We start from the raw sequence: 23,769 nt of genomic DNA, 5'->3' as shown, positions 1-23,769 counted from the left end.
GGACGCCCGGCGACGGACACGCCGAACGCGCCCTGTCCCGAATGCCCACAGAGGAGGTGCCCATGTCCTTTGGCGTCAGTCTTGCGGTCTGGGGAGAGTACGCCTGCTTCACCAGGCCGGAGTTCAAGACCGAGCGCGTCAGCTATGACGTCATCACCCCTTCGGCGGCGCGCGGGCTGCTGGAGGCAATTTACTGGAAACCCGCCATTGCGTGGGTGGTGGACCGCATCCGCGTACTCAACCCCATTCGGTTCGATTCGGTGCGGCGCAACGAGGTGGGCTGCAAGATTCCCCTCGGGGCCGTCACTGCGGCCATGAAGGACCCGGAACGGCCACTGGGCATCCTTGTAGAGGACGAACGACAGCAACGGGCCACCCTGCTGCTGCGCGACGTGCGCTACGTCATCGACGCCCATTTCGAAGCCCGCGACGAGGATGGCCGCAACACCGCCAAGCACCGCGACATCTTCCTGCGGCGCGCGGCCAGGGGGCAGTGCTTCCACATGCCCTATCTGGGCTGCCGCGAGTTCCCCGCCTCATTCGCGCCACTGGATGATTCCCCATCCTCCGCCCTCGACGATGCCCTGAAGGGTGAGCGCGACCTTGGCTGGATGCTGCACGACCTGGACTACGGGTCCGACGGCGAACGGCAGCCGCGCTTCTTCCGGGCCTGCATGCAGGACGGTGTCATCGAGGTGCCGCCCCTGCGCTCTCCGGAGGTGCGGGCATGATCCTGCAAGCACTGGATGCCTACTACCAGCGCCTTGCCGACGACCCGTCGGAAAACGTGCCCCGGCAGGGCTACAGCCGCGAAAAAATCCACTTCGCGCTGGTCATCGGGCAGGACGGAACGCTGCTGGATGTGCATGATCTGCGCATACAGGATGGCAAAAAACTTGTGCCGAAGGAGTTGTTTGTCCCCCATCCTGGAAAGAAAAGAGCCGGAACGAATCCCCCACCGAACTTCCTGTGGGACAACACCGGCTACGTGCTGGGATCTGACACAAAAGGCAAGCCGGACCATACCCGAAAGTGCTTCCTCGCCTTCCGTAGGCAGGTCCTAGCTATACCCGACGATGGTGATGCAGGCCTCACCGCCGTGCGCGCCTTTCTCAGCGCCTGGCAACCAGAGCGCGCCTCGGAAGTAATCTCCCCCTTTCTGCCGTGGGACGAGGTGGCCGGATGGAACGTGGTGTTCCGGCTGGACGGCGACATGGGCTACATCCACGATCGCCCGGCTGCCCGCGCCGCGTGGGAGGCCTTGCACGGCCAGTCCGCCGATGCGGAGCAAGGCTTCTGCCTCGTCACCGGAAGGCTGGCCTCCATTGTCCGGCTGCACCCGGCCATAAAGGGCGTGCGCGGGGCGCAGTCTTCCGGCGCGGCCCTGGTCTCCTTCAACCTCGACGCCTTCACCTCCTACGGCAAGGAACAGAACCACAACGCCCCCGTGTCCGAGGCTGCCACCTTCGGCTACACCACTGCGCTCAACCACCTGCTGCGGGCGGGCAGCAACCGGCGCATGCAGATAGGCGACGCCACTACGGTGTTCTGGAGCGAACGGCCAAGCGTGCTGGAAGACCTGATGGGCCTGTTTCTGGATAAAGGCCCGGCTCCTGCCCCGGACGAGGCCGGGCATGCCGATGGGCAGGCTGCGGACGACGGCGGCCTGGCCCAAGTAGTTCGCCGCGTTCTGGAAGCAATGCGCGAGGGCCGCATGCCCAAGGAACTGGGCGACCCCGACGCGCGTTTCTATGTGTTGGGCCTTGCCCCCAATGCCGCCCGGCTGTCGGTGCGCTTCTTCGAGGTATCGACCACTGGCAAGATCGCGGCGCGCGTGGGCAGCCACTTCCGCGACATCCAGACGGAGCGCCGCCACCCGCGCGATCCGGAATTCCCCAGCATGTGGCAACTGCTGATCGAACTCGCCCCGCTACGCAAGAGCGACAACATACCGCCCACGCTGTCCGGCGCGCTGATGCGCGCCATTCTTGGCGGGCACCCATACCCCCGCAGCCTGCTGACGGCCATTATCGGACGCATCCGCGCGGATCACGAGGTTTCCTGCCTGCGCGCCGCGCTGCTCAAGGGCTATTTCACCCGCGCCCCGAAGGGCGACAACACATGGGAGGTCGGCGTGACTCTGGATCCCGCATCCACGGACATCGGCTACAGGCTGGGGCGGCTGTTCGCCATCCTTGAAAAGGCGCAGCAGGACGCCCTGCCCGGCATCAACGCCACCATCCGGGACCGCTTCTACGGTGCGGCCTCGGCCACGCCACGGGCCGTGTTCCCCCGGCTGATTCACCTTGCACAATTCCACATCTCCAAGGCGGAATACGGCTACATCTCGGACAAACGCCTGGGCGAGGTCATGGAAGGCCTGAACGACTTTCCCGCCCATCTGACCATGGAGCAGCAGGGACGTTTTGCGCTTGGTTACTACCACCAGCGTAACGCCCTGTGGCGCAAGGCCGACACCACCGCGCAGGCCCCCGTTCCCGCGAACGACTAGCAGCACACACAGGAGGAAGCCCCAATGTCCCAGCCCATCAGCAAGCGGTACGAATTCGTGCTCTTTTTCGACGTGGAGAACGGCAACCCCAACGGCGATCCGGACGCGGGCAACCTGCCCCGGCTGGACCCGGAAACCAGCCGTGGCCTCGTCACCGACGTGTGCCTGAAGCGCAAGGTGCGCAACTTCGTGGAACTGGTGAAGGGCAACACGGCCCCGCACGAAATCTACGTGCGCGAAAAGGCCGTGCTTGCGTTGCAGCAAAAGCGGGCGCACGAGGCGCTCGGCGAGGTCGACAAGAAGGCGGACAAAACCGAGCAGGCCCGCAAGTGGATGTGCCGCAACTTCTACGACGTGCGCACCTTTGGCGCGGTGATGTCGCTGAAGGACGTCAGTTGCGGCCAGGTGCGCGGCCCGGTGCAGATGGCCTTTGCCCGCAGCGTGGAGCCGGTGGTGCCACTGGACATCTCCATCACCCGCATGGCCGTGGCCACCGAACGCGAGGCGGAAGCGCAGGAAGGCGACAACCGCACCATGGGCCGCAAGTCCATCATCCCTTACGGCCTGTACCGGGCGGAAGGCTTCGTTTCCGCGCACCTGGCCGCACAGACCGGCTTCACCGACGACGACCTTGAACTGTTCTGGCAGGCGCTGGAAAACATGTTCGAGCACGACCATTCCGCCGCGCGCGGCAAGATGGCGTCCCGCGCCCTGATCGTCTTCGAGCATGAAGGCGCCCTTGGCAACGCGCCCGCGCACACGCTGTTCGGGCTGGTGGCCTCGCCCAGGGCCGAAGGGTCGACCGGACCGGCGCGCGCGTTCGAAGACTACGCCATCACCGTGAACGATGCCGGGGCGCCCGCCGGTGTGCGGGTGATCCGGCGGCTGTAGGCGGCCCCCATGTACCCGGAGTCCGACCTGCTGCCGGTCTCGGCGTTGCAGCATCTGATCTATTGCCCACGCCAGTGCGCGCTCATCCACATCGAACAGGTGTGGGACGACAATGTGCACACCGCGCTGGGGAATATCCTGCACGAGCGGGTGGACAGGCCGGGCATGGAGCGGCGCAGGGGCGTGCGCACGGAATTCGGCGTGCCCCTGCGCTCGCTGGCGCTTGGCCTTGCGGGCCGGGCCGATGCGGTGGAATTTGCCGCCGACGGTCCCTGCCCCGTGGAATACAAGCAGGGGCGGCCCAAACGCCACGGCGCCGACCACATCCAGCTTTGCGCGCAGGCCATGTGCCTTGAGGAGATGACCGGGCGCGCCGTGCCGCTGGGCGTGCTGTTTTACGCCACCACGCGAAAACGCCAGACGGTGGAACTGGACGAACACCTGCGACGGCAAGTGCGCGAGACGGCCATGGCCCTGCATGCGCTTGTCGCCACGGGCATCACCCCGCGTCCGGAACCCGGCCCGAAGTGCAAGGGATGTTCGCTTGCGGACCGTTGCCGCCCCGGCACGTTCGCGCAGGGTGGGCGCAGCGCCGCCCGCTATCTGGCGCAGGCCCGGCGGGCAGTGCGCGACGAGGATGCCCGGCCCGGAGCGCGTGATAACGTCCCCGACGGCATCCCAGACAGCGTCCCGAAGGGGACGCGGGATGGCGCGCGGGACATCGACATGCCCCCCGCCCCGCGCCCGCCCCATCCGCCCCGCCAGGAGGACGATTGATGCGACGCCTGCTCAATACGCTCTACGTGACCACCCAAGGCGCCTACCTTGCCAAAGACGGCGAGGCCGTGGCCGTGCGGGTGGAACAGGAAACCCGCCTGCGGGTGCCTTTGCACGGGCTTGGCGGGGTGGTGTGCTTCGGGCTGGTATCGGCAAGCCCGCCCCTGCTTGCAGCCTGCGCCGAACAGGACATCGGCGTCAGCTTTCTTTCCGAGCATGGACGGTTTCTGGCCTCGGTGCGCGGGCCGGTTTCGGGCAACGTGCTGTTGCGGCGCGAGCAATACCGCCGTGCCGACCAGCCCGAGGCCCGCGCCCTGCTTTGCGGATGCTTCGTACAGGGCAAGATCATCAACGCCCGGACGGTGCTGCGCCGTTTTCTGCGCGACCATGGCGACAGCGCGGATGCTCCGGCCATCGCATCGGCGGCCTCGTCCATGGCCGACATGCTCGACAGGGTGGCGCGCGCCACCACGGAAGAACAGATCAGGGGCATCGAGGGCGAGGCGGCATCGCTCTACTTCGGCGTGTTCGACGGGCTCATCCTGACGCGCACCAGGGATTTCACCTTCACGACGCGCAGCCGCCGCCCCCCGCTGGATCCGGTCAACTGCCTGCTGTCCTTCGTGTACACCCTGCTTGCCCACGACGTACGTTCGGCACTGGAAACCGTGGGGCTGGACCCGCAAGTGGGCTTTCTGCACCGCGACAGGCCGGGCAGGCCAAGCCTTGCCCTGGATGTCATGGAAGAGTTCCGCCACTGGCTTGCGGACAGGCTGGTGCTTTCGCTCGTCAACAGGGGGCAACTGAACCCCAAGGACTTCAAGCGCAGCGGCTCCGGCGGCGTGGTGCTGGCCGACGATGCTCGCAAGGATGTGCTTGTGGCGTGGCAGAAGCGCAAACAGGAAGAAGTGCTGCACCCCTTTCTGGATGAACGGATGCCCATAGGATTGCTGGCGCATACGCAAGCCATGCTGCTGGCGCGCCATCTGCGCGGCGAACTGGATGCCTATCCCCCGTTCTTGTGGAAATAGCCATGCTCATGCTCATTACCTACGACGTGAACACCGAAGACCGCGAAGGCAAAACCCGCCTGCGCCGGGTAGCCAAGCTCTGCCTGGACTACGGCCAGCGCGTGCAGCTTTCGGTATTCGAGTGCGAGGTGGACCCCGGCCAATGGGAAACCCTGCGCCATAAGCTTGTGTCCACCATCGCCCCGGAAAAGGACAGCCTGCGCTTCTACCGCCTTGGCCGCGACGGCAAGCGCCGGGTTGAACACGTGGGGATCAAGGAACCCGTGGACCTTGAAGGCCCCCTTGTGGTGTAGCGGCCATTGCCGCGCGAACCTGGGGCGTACGGATATTTCCCGGCAGGTTCGCGCGGGATAAAGCCTTAATGTGGAAGCAGGATACAACGCCACGCCTTCTGAAAGGCACGGACACTGTTCAAATGGCGCGAGGTTCGCGGATGCCATCCCCGTGATCCCCGCCCCGCATACGTTTTCAGGATGGCGGTCGCCCCTCACGCAGGGGCGTGGATAGAAACGAAAATGAACCCGAAACCACCCCCAACGGTGACGTCGCCCCTCACGCAGGGGCGTGGATAGAAACCAGGCTGACCACCCGCTTGCGCCCGCCCCCCTTGGTCGCCCCTCACGCAGGGGCGTGGATAGAAACAAAATCCTGGCGCGCTACCTCAAACAACTGCTGGTCGCCCCTCACGCAGGGGCGTGGATAGAAACGCCCTTCCGGAGCGCCGGGGGCCGGGGCGCTGCCGTCGCCCCTCACGCAGGGGCGTGGATAGAAACACCGCGCTGCGGATCACCATCAGCGAGGTCACCGTCGCCCCTCACGCAGGGGCGTGGATAGAAACGTCCAGCACCGGGTGGTCGATGTCGAAGAAGTACTGTCGCCCCTCACGCAGGGGCGTGGATAGAAACTCCTTCGTGTTGCGGGCGTGGGGTTAGACGCGGGTCGCCCCTCACGCAGGGGCGTGGATAGAAACTCATTCGGTGGGGGTTGCATCCTCCACCGGCACCAGGTCGCCCCTCACGCAGGGGCGTGGATAGAAACATATTGGCGGCCATGGCTAACCCCCGATTTCCTTGTCGCCCCTCACGCAGGGGCGTGGATAGAAACCATGGCGGCCCGAGGGTCGAGGCTCACCCCGCCGGTCGCCCCTCACGCAGGGGCGTGGATAGAAACCATCCCGGAGAGGCGCGTGTCCGTCCCGGCCAACGTCGCCCCTCACGCAGGGGCGTGGATAGAAACTTGAGCGGCAAGCCAAAGTCCAACAGCGCCACCGGTCGCCCCTCACGCAGGGGCGTGGATAGAAACCGTTCCGTGAAAGTCATTGCGGGCTGTCATCATCGTCGCCCCTCACGCAGGGGCGTGGATAGAAACCCCGCCCGCCAGCCGTCCCCCCCGCCCCCCGCAGGTCGCCCCTCACGCAGGGGCGTGGATAGAAACAACCTCTTCCGGCACGGTGAAGACGATACCCCAGAAGTCGCCCCTCACGCAGGGGCGTGGATAGAAACCCAGGGCGTAACGGCGGGCACATGACCGGTACCACAGTCGCCCCTCACGCAGGGGCGTGGATAGAAACCACCATCGCGCCATGTCCGTGCGCGCCCAGGTGCGTCGCCCCTCACGCAGGGGCGTGGATAGAAACTTGAGGCCGTCTATCAGTTTTCTTCTTTCCGCTGTCGCCCCTCACGCAGGGGCGTGGATAGAAACCGCGTGTGGGCACTTGCGCAGGCCCGGCAGGGGCGTCGCCCCTCACGCAGGGGCGTGGATAGAAACCCTTGCGGGCGTAGGGGGTAGCGAAGCGGCCCCCGTCGCCCCTCACGCAGGGGCGTGGATAGAAACAAGTTCTATGCCACAGGCTTCCGCGTAAGCGGTGTCGCCCCTCACGCAGGGGCGTGGATAGAAACCCGTTCTGGGAGCAGCCGCCGAAGCCATGGCGGCGTCGCCCCTCACGCAGGGGCGTGGATAGAAACCTGTGGGGCAGGGCCATCCGGGACGCGGATGGAGTCGCCCCTCACGCAGGGGCGTGGATAGAAACTGGCTGAACGGCATCCGCAGGGGCGACGTGCAGGTCGCCCCTCACGCAGGGGCGTGGATAGAAACTGCAGTACCCGACCGCGCGGACACAATCCGCCGGGGTCGCCCCTCACGCAGGGGCGTGGATAGAAACTTTTGCTGCCAAGACAACCGGACAAACCCAGACGGTCGCCCCTCACGCAGGGGCGTGGATAGAAACGGCCACGCTTGGCCGTGCTCTTCCGCGCTCGATGGTCGCCCCTCACGCAGGGGCGTGGATAGAAACCTTCACTCCGGAGTTCCACAGTTCGCTGTTACGGGCGTCGCCCCTCACGCAGGGGCGTGGATAGAAACCACCTCGGCGGACGTGTCAATCACGGCCAGCGAGTCGCCCCTCACGCAGGGGCGTGGATAGAAACGAGCGTGCGCAAGCAAACGACCCGTGGAAATGGGGTCGCCCCTCACGCAGGGGCGTGGATAGAAACAGGAAAGGCGATAGTGCATCGGCTGCGAAGCCAGTCGCCCCTCACGCAGGGGCGTGGATAGAAACTATTCGGACAATGCCGCAGAGCATGCGCCGGAGGTCGCCCCTCACGCAGGGGCGTGGATAGAAACCGGCCACCTCGGGCGGGCCAGCGTCAGCATGACCGGTCGCCCCTCACGCAGGGGCGTGGATAGAAACGTGGCCGTAGGGGTGAGGTAGTCATGCCGTTCATGTCGCCCCTCACGCAGGGGCGTGGATAGAAACATCGTAGGTGCGGGTGGCCAAACGATGCTGTCTGGTCGCCCCTCACGCAGGGGCGTGGATAGAAACCTGCGCGACGTGCTGGAAATCGTCAGCGGCACGCGTCGCCCCTCACGCAGGGGCGTGGATAGAAACCTCGCAGATGAAGGGGCCGGACGGCATCAAGGCCGGTCGCCCCTCACGCAGGGGCGTGGATAGAAACATCTATCCCCATGTACTTGATGGTGATGGACGAACGTCGCCCCTCACGCAGGGGCGTGGATAGAAACCGCATCGCGGAATAACGAGAGGGGGCTTTTGGCGTCGCCCCTCACGCAGGGGCGTGGATAGAAACACGTGTGGAGGGGTGACGCATGACCATGATCGCGTCGCCCCTCACGCAGGGGCGTGGATAGAAACCTTGTCCGTGGTAAACGAGCACAGGGCGTGCAGGGTCGCCCCTCACGCAGGGGCGTGGATAGAAACGTGAGTGACCCGGTGTCTGTGGTGCAGGCCAGAGGTCGCCCCTCACGCAGGGGCGTGGATAGAAACCGTCATCATCAACGTAGCTGACGGCACCAATCTGTCGCCCCTCACGCAGGGGCGTGGATAGAAACACGGTGCAGGAAAACAACCTGCTGCTCTACGACGTCGCCCCTCACGCAGGGGCGTGGATAGAAACAAGACGCGCGGCGGGTGGTACGACGAGCCGTGTATGTCGCCCCTCACGCAGGGGCGTGGATAGAAACCGCAGGGGCTTTCTCCGGAGCGACCGCCCTAGCGTCGCCCCTCACGCAGGGGCGTGGATAGAAACGGGTTTGGTGCCGTTTTTTATTTGTTCGGCAAGGTCGCCCCTCACGCAGGGGCGTGGATAGAAACTTCATCCAGCCGGATTTCTCCGGACTTCGGCAGGTCGCCCCTCACGCAGGGGCGTGGATAGAAACTCGAAGGCGCGGGCCTCCGCCTCGTATTGCGTCGCGTCGCCCCTCACGCAGGGGCGTGGATAGAAACCTGCTATCATGTACGCGCAAGATACCGGGGTGTTAGTCGCCCCTCACGCAGGGGCGTGGATAGAAACTGGTGGGGCTGGCGTGCCAGCCCGTGTGGGTCTGTCGCCCCTCACGCAGGGGCGTGGATAGAAACCAGCGGTTCGTCAAGGCGCTGCGCAGGTTCGGCTAGTCGCCCCTCACGCAGGGGCGTGGATAGAAACTTCCACCGTCATATCGCTGCCGTGCGAAAGGGACGGTCGCCCCTCACGCAGGGGCGTGGATAGAAACGGCGGCATCGAAATGCCCGCCCATGCCCCGCAGGTCGCCCCTCACGCAGGGGCGTGGATAGAAACCCTACTCTGGTTGCGCGGCTTCTGCCGGTCTGGTGTCGCCCCTCACGCAGGGGCGTGGATAGAAACTGGATGCCCAGTTGGCGCGATGCGGACCTGACCCTGTCGCCCCTCACGCAGGGGCGTGGATAGAAACGCGCGGGAGGTGCTGCGCCGCCCCACCCTGACCCGTCGCCCCTCACGCAGGGGCGTGGATAGAAACCATGGCTACAAAATTGAACGCGTCGACTTCCAGGGTCGCCCCTCACCCGGGGTATAGAAACAAGAAGATAGCCGCCCGTAGACACGGGACGGCGACCGCGAGGCCCAACCACTATACGCGGCACAGCCTCTCACCGACAGCGACCCGCCGCCAGCGGGCGGAAGGCTTGGGATGGTCCGGCTGCACATCGATCCATAGGGCTGCGTGGCCTCCCGCAGCGTTGTGGGCGAGGAATCGGTGAACCTGTTCGCGGACACGGCCATGTGCACCGTGAAACGCAGGCGCCTTCCCCCCTGCGGGCGCGGCGGGCGCGACGTGGCCTGCGAGGTGGAGGCGCCGGAGGTGTTCAAGCTGCTTCGTTAAAGGGCAGGCGAACGCGCGCACGCCGGAGCCGGGAGTACCGCCCCCGTTGCCAGTGGCGCGCTTTCCGGTATGGTGGAACAAATCCCGCTTCAGGAGGCCGCCATGCCGCATGCCCGCCGCGTACCCCACGCAGAGCCCCTTCATGCTCCCCGTGCCGCCGCCCGTGTCGCCGCCCGTGTCACCGCACATGACGCGCGTCATGCCTTCGAAGAGCCCTCAGACCCGCACGCACCCCGCACCACCGGCAACACCACGGGAAGCAACGCCCCGTCCCGGTGGCTGGGCGCCCTGCTCGGCCCGCAGGCTTGCACCGTCGGGGTGGCCATGGCGCTGGCCACCCTGCTGACCGGTTGCGGCGACAAGACGCCCCCAGGCGAGACGGTGGTCATGCGGGCCTGCCGCATCTGCCACGGCACGGAGCGCATCTGCGCGGACATCGGCAAGCTGGACCGGGCGGGCTGGGAAAAGACCGTGGACCGGATGATCGCGGGCGGGGCCAGCGTCACCCCCGAAGAGCGCGCCGCCGTCATCGACTGGCTGTCCACACGCAAGCCTGGCGACAAGCCCTTGTGCCCGTAGGCGAGCATGACACCTTCCGGATGCCTGTCGGATGCCTGTCGGATGCCTTCGAATGCCGCATGAAAGACCTCGCCCCACTGCGCCTTGCGTGCCGCATCCGCAGGCAGCCCTGCGCCGGAACTGAACACGCCGGAAGCTGGCTTCACGCCGCCGGACGCCTGCGGGAATGAAACTCCTGCCCGGCGCCTGGCCTTCGCGAGAAGCCTTTCCGCGCATCATCCCGTTGCACCCGCCGCGCCCGCGTGTATACTGGCGACAATCCCCTTAACCAAGGAGTCGCCCATGCGCCGTACGCCTACCCGCCGCAGCCGGATGCTGGCCACCCTGGCCGTGTCCGCCGCCCTCGCCGCAGTTGCCGCCTTCTCGCTTACCGTGCCTGCCACCGCGCAGGACCCGGCGGGCACCGTCATGTCCGCCTGCACCAAGTGTCACAACACCCAGCGCATCTGCGCCAATCTGGGCGCCAAGGACAAGGCCGCCTGGAACACCACCGTCACCCGCATGATGGGCAAGGGCGCGCAGGTCAGCGAAGCCGAAAAGCCCGCCGTGGTGGACTGGCTGGCCGCGCAGCAGCCGGGCGCCAAGCCGGTCTGCCAGTAGCTGACGGCACGCCCCCCTACCCTCACTGACAGAAACGGCGCCCCCCTCGCGGAGTGCGCCGTTTCTGTCATCGTGGCCAGTCGGCAGACGGGGTGAGCCGGAATTGATGCCATGACCGACGACGCGGGGTCGATCACCCCACCCCGATTGTTCCGCGCATGCCGGGCGGCCCCGGTGCCGCCACCCTTGCCCCGGCACGGCCCGCAATAGCCGGAGCCATGTTCCGGCCTGCCCCCACCGCCGCTGCCGACGTTGCCGCCGTCCTCCCTGTCGGTCTGCCTCCCGCCGGGCAGCCCCCCACCGGACCGGCTCCTTCCCGCAATCCCCCGGCGAACCCCGCGTCGTCCGCCCCCCGCCAACGAAAACGGCGGCACGTTGCCGTGCCGCCGTAAGGTGCGAAGTCCGGGAGTCCGGGACGTGCCACCCGGCCCTGCCGGGGGGAACGGCGCGTCCGTCCGTGGTGCGGGCACGCCGGGCTAGCCCGCCGCGGCGCCGCCCTTGCTGATCAGGAAGCCCTTGGTGGAAGGGCCGGTGGAGGCAGAGGTGCCCGCGATCTTCGACAGGTAGGTGTCGCCCAGGTTCTTCAGGTGTTCGCCCACGTTGTCGAAGTGGTTGAAGTGCACCTGCTCCTCTTCGATGATGGTCTCGAACAGCTTCATGCTGATGCTGTCGCCGTTTTCACGACAGACCTGAAGGAACTGGTTGTAGGCGTCGATGGTGTCGTCCTCGAGCCCGGCGTCGTAGGGGAAGATGGTCTGCACGTCCTGCCCCTTGACCAGGTCGCCCTCGCGCTCCGTGGTGGGCTCGCCGCCCAGTTCCTTGATGCGCTCGGCAAACATCTCGGCGTGGCGCATTTCGTCGATGGCGATCAGCTTCATGTCCGCCGCCAGCGCCCCGTAGTCCATGTTGTCCAGCCCGTAGTGCTGGTTCATGTACTGGGTGATGGCGTTCAGTTCCATGGCGCGCGCCCTGTTCAGCACCTCGATGACCTTGGCCTTGCGGGCCTCGCGCGGGGAGGGCGCCGCCGCTGCGGGCTTGGCGGGCTTGGCCTTTGCCGGTTTCGTCGCTTTGTTCATGCGTCCGCTCCTTTTGCAGGGAATTGGGGTGGGCATTGACCACCTGACCTTCCACTTACCACAGGCACGGCGAGGCTGCATCATTTTCGTAGACCTGCGGGCATGCCCGGCGGCAGCGAAATGGCGGTTCCGGCCTCCTCTGCCCTTGTTGCCCGGCCCCTCGCGTGCGCCATGCCCGCCCGACCACGTGGTCGGCGCACGTGGCTGGCACACGTGACCGGCAGACATGCCCGGCATGGCCGTCCGGCATGCGCATCGGGCGCCGCCCGCCAGCGCGCCAGCCAGCGCATCGTTCTCGCGCACCGGCATGATACATATCCACAATGCCCCATTCTCCTATCGCGAAATTTGCGGTTTCGCGTATAGTCTGACCGCAGACCACACCGCGCCGCTTATGGCGCACCACCGATCAGAGGAACCGCCATGCCCAGCGTGCATCATTCCGGAGCCGCATCCGTTGCAGTCCGGCTTGTGGCCCTTGCCCTGGCGATCGTGCTGTGCGGGACCGTGCCGTACCGGACGGCTGCCGCATCGGGCACGGCGGCGCCGCTCGATCCCGCTCTCCATGTGCCGGAAACGGCGCGTGCCGCTGCCCCGTCCCCCCCGTCCCCCCCGTCCCACCCGTCCCCGCTGTCCATGTTGTCCTCGCTGTCCGTGCTGTTTTCCCAGCCTCTGGGGGCCATGGAGTCCGCCACGTCCGACGCCCTGTCGGGCACCGCCTCACAGGCCGTCCCCACCGGCGTCCAGCCCCCCGCCCCCTGGTGGATGCGCCTCATCGACGATGCCGCGCTCATTCTTCCGGCAGCCGCCCTGCTGCTGTGGCTGACCCTGCGTCTGCGCCGCACCCGCCGCGCCCTTAACCGGGCGGAAAACACCCTGGGCAGCATCGTGCAGGTCACCTCGCCGCTGGTGGAGCAGGAGTTCTTTCGGGTGCTGGTGCAGCAGTTGGCCCAGGCCCTTGGCGCGCACTACGCCTTTGTCGGCGAACTGGGTGAACAGGGTAAACGGGGAGAGTCGGCAGGACAGGCCCGTCAGGCAGGACAGGCCAGGCAGGATGGCGGAAAGGGCGATGACGACTACCTGCGCGTGCTGGCCGCCTGGCTGGGCGACGCGCCCGGCGAATCCTTCGACTATGCGCTGCACGGCACCCCCTGCGCGCGCGTCCTCAATTCGCCGGACCTGTGCGTCTACCCCGACGGCGTGCAGGAAAACTTTCCCGAGGCCGAACTGCACGCCTCGCTGGGCATCCGCTCCTACATGGGCCTTGCCCTGCGCGATGCGCGGGGCACCCCCCTTGGCGTGCTGGCAGTGTTCCACGACCTGCCCATGGCCCCGCCCACGGGCGAGAGCATGGCGCTGATGCGCATCCTTGCCGGACGCGCCACGGCGGAACTGGAACGGCTGCGCGCCGGGCGGGCCCTGCGTGAAAGCGAGGCCCGCTACCGGGGTCTTTTCGAAAACAACCACGTGGTGGCCCTGCTCATCGATCCCACCACCAAGGCCATCCGCGACGCCAGCCCCGCCGCAGCAGAATTCTACGGCTGGCCGCGCGACGTGCTGCGCACCATGCACATCTCGGACATCAACACCCTGCCACCGGGCACGTTGCACGGCGAACTTTCATCGGCGGCGCGGGGCGAAAGGCAACGCTTCCGCTTTCGCCACCGCCTGGCCAACGGCACCACCCGCGACGTGGAATCGAACACCGGCACTCTGGTGCTGCACGGCGAGCCGCTGCTGTATTCCATCATCACCGACGTCACCGAACAGCGCCGGGCGGAAGAAGCCCTGCGGCACAGCGAACTGCGGCTGCGCATGCTGGTGGAAAGCGCGGGCGATGCCATCTACCTGGCGGACGGCGCAGGGCACATCCTTGATGCCAACCCCGAGGCGGAACACCAGACCGGTCACACCCGCGAACAGCTGCTGCGCATGACCCTGTTCGACATCGACGAGCGACTCGACCAGCGCGGCTTCGCCCGGCTGCGCGCGGAACTGGAATCCGCCCGCAAGGCCACCTTCGAGACCACGCACCGCACGCGCAACGGCACGCCGCTGCCGGTGGAAGTGCGCATGGCCCAGGTGGAAGAAACGGGGGAGGCGGAGGGCGACCCGCTGCTGCTGGCCATCGTGCGCGACAGCTCGGCCCGCAAGCGGGCCGAAAGCGAACTGCGCTGCGCCAAGGAGGTGGCCGAAGCGGCCAGCCGCACCAAAGGCGAGTTCCTGGCCAACATGAGCCACGAAATCCGCACCCCGCTCAACGGCATCATGGGCATGCTGCAACTGTTGCAGACAGACCCGCCCAAGGCCATGCGCACGGTGTACGTGGGAGCGGCCACCCAGTCGTGCCGCCGCCTGGGGCTGCTGCTGGGCGACATCCTGGACCTTTCGCGCATAGAGGCGGGCAAGCTGGAGCTTCACGACGAGCCCTTCGAGGCGCGGGCCGTGCTGGACGAGGTGCGCGGCCTGTTCGAAGGCCCCGCCGCCGAACGGGGGCTGGCCCTGAGGGTAAGCGTGGACGAGCGCATTCCCCGCCATCTGCGCGGCGACGCCATGCGCCTGCGCCAGGTGCTGTTCAACCTGGTGGGCAACGCGGTGAAGTTCACCGACCAGGGCGAGGTGGTGGTGGAGGCATGGCGGGTGCAGGCATCGCGCTCGCGCGGATGCAGGGTGGTGTTCACCGTGCGCGATACCGGCATAGGCATTGCCGAAGAACGGCTGAAGGACATCTTCGAGCCGTTCGTGCAGGCAGAGACGGCCAGCACCCGTCGCTATCAGGGCGCGGGGCTGGGGCTGCCCATCGTGCGGCGCCTGGTGCGGCTGATGTGCGGCACCGTCACCGTGGAAAGCACGCCGGGCGCGGGCACTGCCTTCAGCGTCAGTCTGCCCTTCCGCTTCGTGAACAAGGTGGAGGAAGCCGTGGTCGAACCGCACGCCGCCGACGCCCTTTCCCTGCGTGGCAGGGCCATTCTGCTGGCCGAGGACGACGCGGTGAACCGTCTGGCGGTGACGCGCCTGCTGGAGAACATGGGGGCGCGGGTGACCACCGCCGACAACGGCGAACGCGCCGTGCAGGCCCTGCTGACCGCCGACTACGACTGCGCGCTCATGGACATCCAGATGCCGGTCATGGACGGGATGGAGGCCACCCGCCGCCTGCGGGCCCTTGCGCACGACGGCGCGCGCGACAGTGCCCGCGAAGGGGCGCACGAGGGCGCACGGGCGGCAGTGGAGGATGCGCGGGCGCCGGGCACCACGGGTGACGCACCGCCCGCGGAGGATGCCGAGCCCGACGCAAAAAGCGATGCAGGGTCCGACGCCCTGCAAGACCGCCGCATCGACCCGCGCATCCTTCGGGCGCGCTCGGCAACGCCCATCATCGCCCTGACCGCCCACGCCATGCGCGGCGACCGTGAACAATTCCTGGCGGCGGGCATGGACGGCTACCTGACCAAGCCCGTGGAGGCCGCCACGCTGGCCAGCGCCATCGTGCGGGCCATCCACGAACAGGGCCTGCGCGAGCGTGAGCCGGAGGGCCTGCACTAGGCCCGTGCGGGACCGGCCAGACGGCACGGAAGGCCGAAGCGCCGCGCCCGGCTAGATATGATCCAGCAGCTCCAACGGATGCGCCAGCAGCACGGATGCCCCGCTCTCGCGCAGTTCCGCCTCGCCCCGGAAGCCCCACAAGCAGCCCACGGCCAACATGCCCGCGCCGTGCGCGGTGCGCATGTCCACGTTGCTGTCGCCCACGAAGGCCGCATGTGCCGGGTCCACTCCCAGCGCCCGGGCGGTGGCGATGGCCGCCGCCGGGTCCGGCTTGCGCGGCACGCCGGGGCGCGCCCCGGCCACCACGGCGAACGGACCCAGCGGACCGTCCTCCACAGGGGCACCGCCGGATGCGGACAAACCGGTGGAAGCAGGCGAACCGGCCGAAGCCGCACCCGCGCCGCTGCCCGCGCCATCGAAGAAACTGCCCACCATCAGCCGGGTGAAGGCGTGCGGCTTGTTGGACAGCACCCCCAGCGGCAATCCGGCGGGGGCCAGCGCGGCCAGCAGTTCACGAATGCCGGGATACGGCGCGCTCTTGACCGACCAGCGCGCGCCGTATTCGTCGCGCATGCGGGCCACCAGGGCGGCCACGGCCTGTTCGGTGGCGTGGCCGGGCGGGAAGCCGGGCGGCAACGCCCGGCGGAACAGGGTTTCCACCCCGTCGCCCACGAACTGGCGGTAGGCGTCCACGGGGTGTGCGGAAAGTCCCTGGGCCAGCAGGCAGGCATTGGCCGCGTCGGCCAGGTCCTCCAGCGTGTCCAGCAGGGTGCCGTCCAGATCAAAGATGATGGCGCGTATGGGCATGGTGCTCACCTAGCGCGTCCGGCCCGGACTGTACAGACCGAAGGGCCGTACCCGGAACGTGCCGAGGCCGGACGAAGAAGACGAGCCCCGGCACACCCCCGCCCTTCCCGCGACCGCCCGGACGCCAGATTCCTTGCTGCCGCGTAAAAAAAGCTGACACCCCGCTGCGGCCCAAGGCGGCGGAACCGCACCGCAACCCACGCGGCGCGCCCGCAACACCTGCATGCACCCGGCATTGCAAAATATTTCATGAAACACACGGCGCAACCCTGCACAGGAAAGCTTCCGCAATGCGGTGCCGGATCATGCGGGCGACAGCCGTACCCAGGGCGCAGAGTGATACCGGTGGCTGTTTTGCGAGGTGGCGCAAAGATTCCGGACAGTGCTCCCCCCTCGGATTGGCCGGATTCCGCAACCGGGGTGACCGCGCCCCGCACGTCGCAAAATATTTCCTTCATTTTCAGCGTGGTACGCAAACAGCGCCATCTGTGCACCTTTTGGCACAACCGTTGCTAGTTCCGGGGTGTCCCACTGTGCCGCAAGGGGTGCACGGGGGCGGAGGCTGGGTAAAGGGTATGCATCACGCATCGCGTTTCACGGAGGAACCATGAGCTTTCCAAGACAAGTCTTCGAATTCCTGAAGGCGAGTTCCATCGCCCATGCGCAGTGGGATATCGAGGTATCCACGTCCATCATCAAGAACCGGAAAAAGTTGATCATCCTCGGCATCCTGCTGCTGCCGATCCTGATGTTCAGCTTTGCCGAAGCGGGCTCCATGCTGGGCAGCAAGACTGCCTACGCGCCCGCGTTCTACTCCACCAAGATCTTCCTGGTCTCCATCGCGGTGGGCCTGGCCGCCGGTCTTATCACCGGCTGCATCGGCGCGGGCGGGGGCTTCATCATCACGCCGGCGCTCATGGCCGCCGGGGTCAAGGGCATCCTTGCCGTTGGCACCGACCTGTTCCACATCTTCGCCAAGGCCATCATGGGCACCACGGTGCACAAGAAACTGGGCAACGTGTCGGTGAAGCTGGCCATCGCCTTCCTGGTGGGGTCGGGCGCGGGCACGTTCATCGGCGGGGCCATCAACAAGGGCCTGTACAACAAGGACCCGCTGCTGTCCGAAATGTTCATCAGCTCCATCTACGCGGTGCTGCTGGGCTTCCTGGGCTTCTACGCCCTGTTCGACTTCATCAAGTCCAGCCGTTCCGGCGGCGGCGGTGATGCCCACGGCGGCAGCAGCGGCGCCACGGGCCTGTCCGTCAAGTTGCAGGCCATGAACGTGCCCCCCATGATCACCTTCGACGAAGACCTCGTGCCCGGCGGCCGTCGCATCTCCGGCTGGATCGTCGCCGCGGGCGGCGTGGTGGTGGGCATCCTGGCGGCCATCATGGGCGTGGGCGGCGGCTTCATCACCTTCCCCATGTTCGTGTACATCTTCGGCGTGTCCTCCATGACCACCGTGGGTACCGACATCCTTCAGATCATCTTCACCGCGGGTCTCGGCGCCATCGCCCAGTACGCCATCTACGGCTACGTGTTCTACACCCTGGCCATGGGCATGCTGATCGGTTCGCTGCTGGGCATCCAGGTGGGCGCGCTTACCACCAAGGTGGTCAAGGGCATCCACATCCGCGGCTTCTACGCCATGTCGATCATCGCGGGCTTCATCAACCGCGTGGCCACCCTGCCCAAGAAGATGGTGGAACTGGAAATGATCTCCATGTCCAAGGAACTGGTGAACAACATCGAGTTCGTGGGCAACATCGTGTTCTGGGTGGTGGTTGCCATCTTTGGTGCCTGGGTGTTCGGCAAGTTCTTCGCCAACATCGGCAAGCTGAGAGCGGAGGCGTAACATGCTTATCCATAGCAAGAGCAGTTTCATGAAGGGCCTGCTGCTCATGGGCTCCTTCTGCGCGGTTTTCTTCATGATCTTCATGCCGCTCTTCCCCGGTGACGGCGGCAAGGCCATGAACGGCCTGGAATACTCGGACGACCTGTTCAACAAGCTGTCCAAGGGTTCGTCCTACTTCATCCCCGAAGTGCAGAAGCGCGTCGATCCGCTGAAGGGCAAGACGGTTGAAGTGGCCTACACCTCCAAGAAGGCCGAAGACGCCGCCAAGGTGTTCGCCGCTGTCGGCATCACCGCCACCGCCGACGGCGCCACCCTGAAGGTGCAGGGCGACCTGGGCACCCTGCTTGCCGCCGCCGTGGCCGACGCCGACGCCATGTACAAGAACGACGGCAAGACCGTGGCCGCACGCTACGCTGGCATGGACCACATGGTGGTCATGGAAGCCTGGTGGGAAGGCCTGAACCCCATGATCAAGGCCCTGCAGAAGAACAAGATGGTGGAAGAAGCCAACGTGGTGGACGCGGTGCTGAAGCGCGCCGTTGAAACCGGCTACAACTTCTACGGCATCCCCGCCGCCAAGGTCATGGACAAGATGGGCGTGATGGTCGGCCTGCTGCTCTTCTACGTGCTGTACACCGTGTGGTACGGCTTCGCCATCTTCGAACTGTTCGACGGCGTCGGCCTGACCATGAAGAAGTCCAAGATCAAGCAGGAAGCCTAGCGCACGCCGCATCGGCGTCGTCGGCCACTGCCTGACGGGCATGCTCTCATGACGACCACGGCCCCCCGCACCTGTGCGGGGGGCCGTTCCGTTTTCCGGGCGCGATTCGCCACGCGCCCCCGCGTCCCGCCAGTTGCCCGCAGCAGCCACCCGCCACGCGCCACACCTGCCTGTTGCACCATGTACACGTTGTGCTATGGTGACGGTAATCGCCCGCAGCTCCGGCACTTGCCGGGTTCTCCGCCTTCCCTGCGCACCCTGCGGGCCTCGGCATCCGGTATCCACGGGGCCTGCATGTGCCCCGTTCCGCCGCACCGCCCCCGTTTCACACTCCGGGGGGCTCGGCGCGGCCCACCTTCATCCGCAAGGAGAACGCCATGCCGTCCAGCTTCACCCGCCGCTGCTTCATGTCCCTGTGCGCCTCGGCAGCCGTCGTGGCCGCCGGCACCCGCCTGCTGGGCCCCACCGTTGCCCATGCCGCCGACGCCCCGGACGCCTTTCCCATGCCGCCGCTGCCCTACCCCGAAAACGGCCTGGAGCCCGCCATCAGCGCGCGCACCATCTCGTTCCACTACGGCAAGCACACCGCCGCCTACTACGGCAACCTGAACAAGGCCGTGGCTGGCACCCCCATGGCCACCATGAAGCTGGAAGACGTCATCAAATCCGTGGCGGGTGACCCGGCCAAGGCCGGGCTGTTCAACAACGCCGCCCAGTCCTGGAACCACACCTTCTACTGGGCAGGCATGAAACCCGGTGGCGGCGGCACTCCCCCCGCCAAGGTGGCCGACGCCCTGTCCGCCGCCTTCGGCTCCGTGGACGCCTGCATCACCCAACTTTCCGACGCCGCCAAAACCCAGTTCGCCAGCGGCTGGGCCTGGCTGGCCAAGGGCCGCGAAAACGGCAAGGACGTGCTGAAGGTGCTGAAGACCGGCAACGCCGAAAATCCCATCACCCAAGGCTATACCCCCATCCTCACCATCGACGTGTGGGAACACGCCTACTACCTGGACTACCAGAACAAGCGCCCCGACTACGTCCAAGCCTTCTTCGACAAGCTGGTGAACTGGGACGAAGTGGCCAAGCGGTTGTAGCATTCCGCTCTTTAAGATTTTTTAAAGAACAAACCGGGGAGGGGACCTTTTAAAAAAGGTCTCCCTCCCCGGCCCCCTCCCCCCCAAACTTTTTGTTAGGGGGGGAGGGTTTTTTTATGCGTAGTGCACACGCAGGTGCCATGGCGTAACATGAGCATCCGACTAGAATTACAAACCCCACCCAATTGAAAAGTTTTGGAAGATAGGGGTCCGGGGAAAGAAACCTTTTTTAAAAGGTTTCTTTCCCCGGTTCCTTCTTCTCAACTCTTCAACTTCTCAAAAGCTAGGTAACAGGGGCGATCCTGGCGAGGTCGGCGGCGATGCGGTCGCGGATGGGGCCGAACACGCGTTCGTTGTGGGCCACCATGTCGATCTGTCGGGTATGGATGAGCAGGTAGCCCACGCCGCGCACCAGGGTGAGAATGCGGTCCTTGGGCAGACCTTCGAGGGAGGCGAACAGGGCGTCGTCCTTGACGTCGGCGCGGAAGCCGCGTGCTTCCAGCACTTCGCCCACGAAGCGGGCGCGCAGGGTGCGGCGGTCGGCGCTGGCGGCGCCGCCCTTGAACTGGAAGGTCACGTAGTTCTCGTGCGGGTTGTCGGTGGCCATGGCTTCCACGGTGCAGAAGTGGTAGCCGAAGCGCGCCTGAAGGTTGCAGTAGTCGCGCGAGATCATGAGAAAGTTGCGGTTGGCCAGGGTGGTGGCCGCGGTGGGTTCCAGGTCCGGGTTCACGGTGGATTCCATCATGACGGACAGGAACCCGCGCGCGTCGGTGGCGGGCGGCCCGGCCCAGGGCACGGCGGTCATGCCGTCCCACAGGGCCAGCATGGGCGCGGAGGCGATGTCGGCCAGATCCACCACGGGGCCGGGCACGGGCTTGCGGAAACCGCCGTCGATGTCCAGCAGCCAGTATTGCAGCCTGGTGCCGTTGACCCGCAGCTGTTTGCCCAGCCGCTGGGTGCCGGGGCCGGTGGCGCCCATGTGATCGGACACGCCGAACAGCACCTCCACGGACTTCTCGTGGCAGAAGCGGGTAATGTCGTGCAGGGTGCGGCAATGGGCGGGGGCGAACCGGGGCGATTCCGGGTCCAGCAGGTTCAGGGGCAACACCAGCCGCGCGGCCTCTGCCAGCGCGGTGTGCACGGGGCTGCCCTCCATCAGGTTGCGACGCGGGGCGTGGCCCAACAGGTCTTCGATGCGGCCGGGGTGCACGCGGCGGTTGTCGGCATCCACGGTGACGATGCCTGCATGCTCCAGCAGTTCGGCGGCGCGCGGCAAGCCGAACAGGGCGGGCACGCCGTACTCGCGGGCCACGCTGGCCAGATGCCCGGCGGCGCCGCCCGCCTCGGCCACCACGGCGGAGGCGCGCGACAGCAGCGGCGCCCAGCGCGGCAGGGCACGCTCGATGACCAGCACGCCGCCGTCGGGGAAGGACAACAGATCCATGTCCTTGCGCACCACGTGGGCCAGGCCCGCGCCCGCGCCGGGGCTGACCGGGGTGCCGCCCAGCAGCAGCACCGGCGGACCGGATTCGCCGCAATTGTAGCCGCCCGGCAGGGGGCCGGTTTCGGCGGCGGCGACATCCGCTCCGGCGGCGTCCGCACCGTTGGCACCGGCCACGGGCGCGCATTCGCCCTCCGGAAGCTCGTCGTGGCGCGCCTCGCGCAGGGGGCGGCTTTGCAGGATGGTCAGCACGCCTTCGGGGCACACGGCCCATTCGATGTCCTGCGGCTCTCCGTAGAACACCTCGAACCCGGCGGCCAGCGAGGCGATTTCCAGGGCGCGGGCGTCGTCGATGCACGGGGCGTCCACCATGTCCGACGGCATGTCCTCCAGCCGCACGCCCTCGATGGGGTCGCGCACGAAGCGCTGGGGCTTGGCGGCTATCTGGCGCTGCGCCACCTGCATGGGCACCTCGCGCGAGACCACGAACACGTCGGGGCTGAAACTGCCGTCCACCACGGCCTTGGGCAGGCCGGGCACGGCGTTGATGACCACGGTGTTGTCGCGCAGGTCCAGCGGGTTGCGGCTGTAGGCAACGCCGCCCGCCACCGCGTCCACCATGACCAGGCAGCCCACGCACATGGGCACGTCCTCGTCGGGGATGCCGCGCGCCAGACGGTAGGTCATGGCGGTGACGCCGTACTTGCTGGCCACGATGTCCTTGAAGGTGTCCAGCACGTCTTCGGGCGGCACGTTGAGTTCCGAGCGGTACTGCCCGGCAAAGGAAGCATCCAGCGAATCCTCGCCCACGGCGCTGGAGCGCACGGCAAAGCGCACCTCGGCGCCGGAACAGGCGTTGATTCCGGGATGCGGCCCCATCCGCGCATCCTGCGGGGGCCCGGCCAGGCGCTCCACCTGCGCGGTGATGGCCCCGGCCAGGTCGTCGGGCACGGGGGCGGCCAGAATGAGCTGCTGGATGGACGCGGACAGCGCGAACACCTCGTCCAGCCGGGTGGCGTCCGCCGCCTGCACCCGCCGGTCGATCTCTTCCTGTAGGCCGCCCGCCTCCATGAAGCGCTGATAGCCCGTGGCCGTGACCACGAAGCCGTCGGGCACGGTGATGCCGAGACGGCGGCGGATTTCACCCAGGTTGGCCATCTTGCCGCCGGTCTGGTCGGCCATGTCCACGCCGGTTTCGGCAATGGGCAGCACCAGCGGCCCGCCGCCCGCGCGCACGTGGGGGGCCACCACGGCCTCGATGGCCGCGCGTATCTCGTTGAACTTCGTTTCCAGTTCGGGCCAGCGGTCGTCGGACAGCGCGTTGAGGTGGCGCACGATCTGGAACACGCTGGCGCACGCGCGGGTGCAGGCCCCGCGCACGTAGGTCATGCCGAAGGGACGCACCCCGCGCAGGGCCTCTTCCATGTCGGCCATGATCTCGAGGGCGCTCTTATTGGCGGACAGCAGCAGCCGGAACCGCGAACAGCGTTCGCGGTACAGCGCCCGCAGCCGTTCGGTTTCGGCGTCGGGCACGCCGCCGTCCTGCGCAGGTGCGTCCTGCCGCCGGAACAGCGCGCCGAGTGTGTGGAAAAAGCCGCCCATGTCGCGTCCGCCGTGTCTGCGTCGTGATGTCCGCCGTCAGCCGATGAGGCCGCCGATAAAGCCGCCAATGCGACCGCCGAGTGTCACCGGGCCCGCCTGCGTGGGCCGCCATCCTGTCGCCATTCGCACGCGCGCCGCCGCTCAGGCGTGGCGCACGGCCTCGCCCAGCTTGAAGATCAGTTCGTTGATGGCCACGGGTTTGAGCATGTAGTCGAACGCGCCCAGTTCCATGCCGGTCAGGGCCGCGCCCAGGCTGGCATGCCCGGTCAGCAGCACCACCGGCACCTCGGGCCGCAGCGCCTTGATGCGCCGCAGCGTCTCCAGCCCGTCCATGCCCGGCATCTTCACGTCCAGCACCACCGCGTCGTAGACGCCCTGCTCCACGCGCGCCACCGCGTCCGTGCCGTTGTCCGCCGTGTCCACCTCCATGCCGCGCCGCGCAAGCCGCTTGTGCATGAGGTCCAGGAATTCCGTCTCGTCATCCACGATGAGAATCTTCATGACTCTGCCCCGTATGGTTCCCCAAAAAAACTATGCTTCGCACCGGTGGAACGCGGGGCCCTGCCCCGCACCCCGCAAGGGGGCATGCCCCCTTGACCCCT

Annotated in this window: 17 protein-coding genes and 1 CRISPR repeat array; of the genes, 13 read left to right on the top strand and 4 right to left on the bottom strand. The window is 66.9% G+C overall.

The features are described 5' to 3' along the window. The first annotated feature begins 62 nt into the window (after positions 1–62). The 9 genes from cas5c to K6142_RS15335 all read left to right on the top strand — a co-directional run bounded on the left by cas5c (position 63) and on the right by K6142_RS15335 (position 11,025). Positions 63–731, top strand: coding sequence for a type I-C CRISPR-associated protein Cas5c (cas5c, locus tag K6142_RS15375; RefSeq protein WP_190244632.1), 669 nt, complete (start codon positions 63–65; stop codon positions 729–731). Next, positions 728–2,512: a type I-C CRISPR-associated protein Cas8c/Csd1 gene (gene cas8c / locus K6142_RS15370; RefSeq protein ID WP_190244631.1), complete on the top strand. Its 1,785-nt coding sequence runs from the start codon at positions 728–730 to the stop codon at positions 2,510–2,512. The genes cas5c and cas8c overlap by 4 nt, the downstream gene beginning before the upstream one ends. Positions 2,513–2,536: 24 nt before the next feature. Continuing rightward, entirely contained in the window at positions 2,537–3,403 is an 867-nt protein-coding gene (gene cas7c / locus K6142_RS15365) for a type I-C CRISPR-associated protein Cas7/Csd2 (protein ID WP_190244630.1), read from the top strand. 9 nt (positions 3,404–3,412) lie between these two features. Then, on the top strand, positions 3,413–4,180 hold the full coding sequence (gene cas4, locus K6142_RS15360; RefSeq protein WP_190244629.1) for a CRISPR-associated protein Cas4: 768 nt from the start codon (positions 3,413–3,415) through the stop codon (positions 4,178–4,180). Next, the gene (gene cas1c / locus K6142_RS15355; protein WP_190244628.1) at positions 4,180–5,211 is read left to right on the top strand and encodes a type I-C CRISPR-associated endonuclease Cas1c; all 1,032 of its coding nucleotides are present in this window, start codon (positions 4,180–4,182) and stop codon (positions 5,209–5,211) included. The genes cas4 and cas1c overlap by 1 nt, the downstream gene beginning before the upstream one ends. Before the next feature lie 2 nt (positions 5,212–5,213). Beyond that, the gene (gene cas2 / locus K6142_RS15350; protein ID WP_190244627.1) at positions 5,214–5,504 is read left to right on the top strand and encodes a CRISPR-associated endonuclease Cas2; all 291 of its coding nucleotides are present in this window, start codon (positions 5,214–5,216) and stop codon (positions 5,502–5,504) included. 186 nt (positions 5,505–5,690) lie between these two features. Further along, positions 5,691–9,483: a CRISPR direct-repeat array (repeat unit 32 nt; unit sequence GTCGCCCCTCACGCAGGGGCGTGGATAGAAAC). Positions 9,484–9,687: 204 nt separating this feature from the next. Continuing rightward, on the top strand, positions 9,688–9,846 hold the full coding sequence (locus K6142_RS15345) for a hypothetical protein (RefSeq protein ID WP_190244626.1): 159 nt from the start codon (positions 9,688–9,690) through the stop codon (positions 9,844–9,846). 324 nt (positions 9,847–10,170) lie between these two features. After that, positions 10,171–10,425 carry a hypothetical protein gene (locus K6142_RS15340; protein WP_223380929.1) on the top strand — a complete coding sequence of 85 codons (255 nt, stop codon included), beginning with the start codon at positions 10,171–10,173 and terminating at the stop codon, positions 10,423–10,425. Positions 10,426–10,707: 282 nt separating this feature from the next. Next, on the top strand, positions 10,708–11,025 hold the full coding sequence (locus tag K6142_RS15335) for a hypothetical protein (protein ID WP_190244624.1): 318 nt from the start codon (positions 10,708–10,710) through the stop codon (positions 11,023–11,025). Between the two features lie 476 nt (positions 11,026–11,501). Here the strand turns inward: K6142_RS15335 and K6142_RS15330 are convergent, their stop codons facing one another. Then, the gene (locus tag K6142_RS15330; RefSeq protein WP_012613099.1) at positions 11,502–12,101 is read right to left on the bottom strand and encodes a ferritin-like domain-containing protein; all 600 of its coding nucleotides are present in this window, start codon (positions 12,099–12,101) and stop codon (positions 11,502–11,504) included. A 423-nt stretch (positions 12,102–12,524) separates the two neighbouring features. Here K6142_RS15330 and K6142_RS15325 point away from each other — a divergent pair, with 423 nt between their 5' ends. Next, on the top strand, positions 12,525–15,647 hold the full coding sequence (locus tag K6142_RS15325) for a PAS domain-containing hybrid sensor histidine kinase/response regulator (RefSeq protein ID WP_190244623.1): 3,123 nt from the start codon (positions 12,525–12,527) through the stop codon (positions 15,645–15,647). A 51-nt stretch (positions 15,648–15,698) separates the two neighbouring features. Here K6142_RS15325 and K6142_RS15320 read toward each other — a convergent pair whose 3' ends face one another. Next, entirely contained in the window at positions 15,699–16,454 is a 756-nt protein-coding gene (locus tag K6142_RS15320) for an HAD family hydrolase (RefSeq protein ID WP_190244622.1), read from the bottom strand. 607 nt (positions 16,455–17,061) lie between these two features. Between K6142_RS15320 and K6142_RS15315 the strand changes: the two genes are divergently transcribed. From K6142_RS15315 to K6142_RS15305, 3 genes are all read left to right on the top strand, one after another. Beyond that, a complete protein-coding gene (locus K6142_RS15315; protein ID WP_012613102.1) occupies positions 17,062–18,309 on the top strand; it encodes a sulfite exporter TauE/SafE family protein in 1,248 nt (415 codons plus the stop codon). A 1-nt stretch (position 18,310) separates the two neighbouring features. Next, entirely contained in the window at positions 18,311–19,030 is a 720-nt protein-coding gene (locus K6142_RS15310) for a hypothetical protein (RefSeq protein ID WP_190244621.1), read from the top strand. Positions 19,031–19,407: 377 nt separating this feature from the next. Further along, positions 19,408–20,124, top strand: coding sequence for a superoxide dismutase (locus tag K6142_RS15305; protein ID WP_190244620.1), 717 nt, complete (start codon positions 19,408–19,410; stop codon positions 20,122–20,124). Between the two features lie 283 nt (positions 20,125–20,407). Here K6142_RS15305 and K6142_RS15300 read toward each other — a convergent pair whose 3' ends face one another. Further along, complete coding sequence (locus K6142_RS15300) at positions 20,408–23,167, bottom strand: PEP/pyruvate-binding domain-containing protein (protein WP_223380928.1); 2,760 nt, start codon at positions 23,165–23,167, stop codon at positions 20,408–20,410. Positions 23,168–23,308: 141 nt separating this feature from the next. Beyond that, positions 23,309–23,668 carry a response regulator gene (locus tag K6142_RS15295; protein ID WP_190245416.1) on the bottom strand — a complete coding sequence of 120 codons (360 nt, stop codon included), beginning with the start codon at positions 23,666–23,668 and terminating at the stop codon, positions 23,309–23,311. Positions 23,669–23,769: the final 101 nt, after the last annotated feature.

Source organism: Nitratidesulfovibrio sp. SRB-5 (genome assembly GCF_019931275.1).
Classification (GTDB): Bacteria; Desulfobacterota; Desulfovibrionia; order Desulfovibrionales; family Desulfovibrionaceae; genus Cupidesulfovibrio.
The sequence above is the reverse complement of the archived record's forward strand: the minus strand, read 5'-3'. Positions and strand labels throughout refer to the sequence as shown.